General features: G+C 39.0%; 3 protein-coding genes and 1 pseudogene. 3 read left to right on the top strand and 1 reads right to left on the bottom strand.

The genetic code is table 11. The annotated features are described in order from the left end of the window. The first annotated feature begins 926 nt into the window (after positions 1-926). Positions 927-2,180, top strand: a complete 1,254-nt coding sequence (locus ACWXW9_RS28920; protein ID WP_494932195.1) for a DNA modification methylase — start codon at positions 927-929, stop codon at positions 2,178-2,180. On the opposite strand, the gene ACWXW9_RS28915 is transcribed toward ACWXW9_RS28920, so the two are convergent. Then, positions 2,181-2,441 carry a DUF3953 domain-containing protein gene (locus ACWXW9_RS28915; RefSeq protein ID WP_494932194.1) on the bottom strand — a complete coding sequence of 87 codons (261 nt, stop codon included), beginning with the start codon at positions 2,439-2,441 and terminating at the stop codon, positions 2,181-2,183. A 168-nt stretch (positions 2,442-2,609) separates the two neighbouring features. Here ACWXW9_RS28915 and ACWXW9_RS28910 point away from each other — a divergent pair, with 168 nt between their 5' ends. Both ACWXW9_RS28910 and ACWXW9_RS28905 read left to right on the top strand, forming a co-directional pair. Further along, positions 2,610-2,771 (top strand): hypothetical protein, encoded by a 162-nt coding sequence (locus ACWXW9_RS28910; protein WP_200893528.1) that lies wholly within the window; start codon positions 2,610-2,612, stop codon positions 2,769-2,771. Positions 2,772-2,836: 65 nt separating this feature from the next. Then, positions 2,837-3,201, top strand: a pseudogene (locus ACWXW9_RS28905) (transposase); the annotation flags it as partial.

Genomic DNA, 3,201 nt, shown 5'->3' with positions numbered 1-3,201 from the left:
GATTGGAAACGGAAAAATGCTTTATTTATATAGAGAATAATGAGTTTGTTTCCATGTTTCCTGTTTTTTTAACTCTTGAGAGAAATACATATAAATAATATTTGATCGAATATTATGTGCTGGTGAAGAGTGTATATGTGATAAGGAGTGCTCAAAACTGGAAACATGGAAACAGCTAATAAAAATCCACAATTATAATGGAGAAATTGGAGCGAAGACAGGAATTTGGCGTTATAAAATTGGAAACAAACGGACGGAGAATAGGAAACATGTTTATAGATGGATTTATACAATGGGCTTGTCAGCCCGTAGAGAGGCTGTGATAGGATATGAATACATATGTCTAGCCATAAATTTTAGAGTGAAGGGATGATTGGAGTTGAGAAAGTGAACTTAATTAGCCGAAATGGGGTTGGGTGTGGGAGGGGAAACGTCGGCAGGCGATACTACCGTTTTACGAAGCGTAGCGAAGTGGTTTTATCGCGGTTTTGAGTTTCCCCTATCCCACGTATAGACCATACATACATACATTCAGCAGCATTCATACACGTAATCAAGTCATATTATTAACTGGCTAGGAATATCGTTTTAAAATTTTTGATTTACAGGTTGAAATTAATCTTGCTGAATTGGACTATTATTTGCAAAATTTTAAACTACACGAATTGAGGACTTGAACCTACAAAGTTTGAAATGTGTCACGTGACACAATGAGCAGGTTTACAATTACAAATTCGATAACACGGGAACTCTGGCTATGAGCTAGGGTTCCTTTTTCATTTAGAGAGGAGCAACAACAATGCTATTAATGTTACAAGCAATAATCATAGAAATATTACGATTTATCACTGCGGTTGGTGTGTTTTTCACCTGGATGTGGATTGCAGCCTTTTTAAAAATGAAGGTAGAAAGGGGAATCAAGTGGATTGGAAATCAAATTCGTAAACGTAGAAACGTTAATTCCATACATAAAAAACGCCAGAAATAATGAGAAAGCTGTAGATTATGTAGCAACGAGTATTCAGAGTTATGGCTTTAAAAATCCCATTCTAATTGACAGCAATCATGAAATCATAGCAGGACATACACGACTGTTAGCAGCCAAGAAGCTTGGATTAAAGAAAGTCCCAACTATATTAGTCGATGATTTAACGCCTGAACAGGTCAAAGCCTTCAGAATCGCAGACAATAGGACGGCTGAGTATGCAGATTGGAATTTTGAATTGCTGGCGCAGGAACTGGAAGAATTAAAACTAGCTGATTATGATCTTTCTCTAACTGGATTTGATATGAGTGAGTGTGAGAAGTTGCTGGATACATTACACGAAGAAAATGTGGATGATGAAGATAATTTCGACTTAGAAGAAGCATTACCTGAACATCCGATTACTCGCAAAGGTGACATTTGGCTACTTGGTAAGCATAGGCTCATATGCGGTGACTCGACTAATCCACAAGATATCGCAATATTGATGGATGGCAAGAAGGCACAACTCATTGTGACTGATCCACCTTATAATGTGGACTATACAGGTAAGACCAAGGATGCATTGAAAATTGAGAATGATAAAATGGATGACGACCAATTTTATGATTTCCTATTGGCTGCCTATACTCAAATGTTTGAAGTAGCAGATGATGGAGCAAGTATTTATGTGTTCCATGCTGATAGCGAAGGTTTAAATTTTAGGAAGGCATTTATCGAAGCTGGATTCAAACTAGCACAATGCTGTATCTGGGCTAAACAAGCAATGGTAATGGGACACGCCGATTATCACTGGATGCACGAACCCGTATTGTACGGTTGGAAGCCGACAGGTGGACACTATTGGAATAGTGATCGTAAGCAAACGACATTATGGCAATTTGATCGTCCCTTTCGGAATGAGTATCATCCGACCATGAAGCCGATTCCCTTGATTAGTTACCCAATTAAAAATTCAAGTAAGCTTGGTGATATCGTGTTTGATCCATTTGGTGGTTCAGGTTCAACGTTGATAGCTTGTGAGGAAACGGATCGGATTTGCTATACGAGTGAGCTTGACCCTAAATATGTAGATGTGATTGTGAAGCGATATATTGCCCACGTTGGCAGTGATAACGGCGTATATTTGATTCGAGATGGAGTGAAGACGGGCTATTCAGAAATTGTTGCTGAGACAGAATTAGAGAACGAGTAGTTAACCTTTTCTGAAAAGAAGTGTAGTTATAAATACCAAAATAGAAAACAAGGAGACACTGAAGCAAACTATTGCGTAAGTTTTTCGATTTGCCTTAAGTTCAGAGAAGCCAGTAAATAAAAACATGAGACCGAGGAAAAATTGTGAGAATTTGAATATAATATGGTCGCCGGGATAAGCAAGTGACCAAAGGGACGTGATTATAACAACAGCGGCACATACAAATTTAAGAACTTGATAGATATTCAGTTTTTTAAGCATAGGTAAATTCCCCCACTTCATATACCGTATTATTCGGTGCAACCCCTTTATACAATATTATACAACTATTTGATTCGGAATGGTAACCAATATGGCTATCAAGAAGCTATTGCTGAGTCGGCAAGGTCAGAGGTATCATGTGCTGACTAAACCGAAAGGGTGATTCAATTGGGTAAGGCAAAAGTGAATATGGTGATTCGGTTCCTAAAGGGTATGCAAGCTGAAAAGGTAAATGTGCTAGGAACTGAGGAGGCTCGGGAGGACAATGAGTTGATTCAGAAGGTGATTGAGGATATCGAATTGTTTTACGAGGCTGAGTTAGAAGGGTAAGCTGATACATATGGGGAATGGTCGATAGCCGGCTGTTCCCTTTTTTTGTGATGGAGGTGAGCAGAATGAGTAAGAACAATAACAATCCCAAAAGGAATAAACCAAAAATACTGACCAAATATGATCAATTCGTTGTGCCAAGACTGAAGGATATTCCCGTTTGGGTACGTGAAGGAGCCACAGATGAGGAGATTGCGAAACGGCTAAATATTCATATTTGGACATTAGGCGATTATCGCAGGAAGCATCCGAAATTTGCTGAAGCATTGGAACGTCCAACCAAGTGGGAAACCCATGTATATCCTAGACTAGCGGAGATTCAGCGATGGTTTGAAGAAGGCGTGAATGCAGAGGATATCATCAAGAAACTCGATATAGGTAAAACGACTTGGTACGAGTATATTGATAAGCATCCGATGCTGGCTGAACT

The sequence above is a fragment of the Paenibacillus sp. LT-B23 genome (genome assembly GCF_059417685.1).
Note: the sequence above shows the minus strand (reverse complement) of the source record. Positions and strands in the feature narration are given on the sequence as shown.

What these genes read in the sequence shown, in the direction of transcription:
- ACWXW9_RS28915 (WP_494932194.1), bottom strand. Translation starts at nt 2,441, where the DNA reads ATGCTTAAAAAACTGAATATCTATCAAGTTCTTAAATTTGTATGTGCC.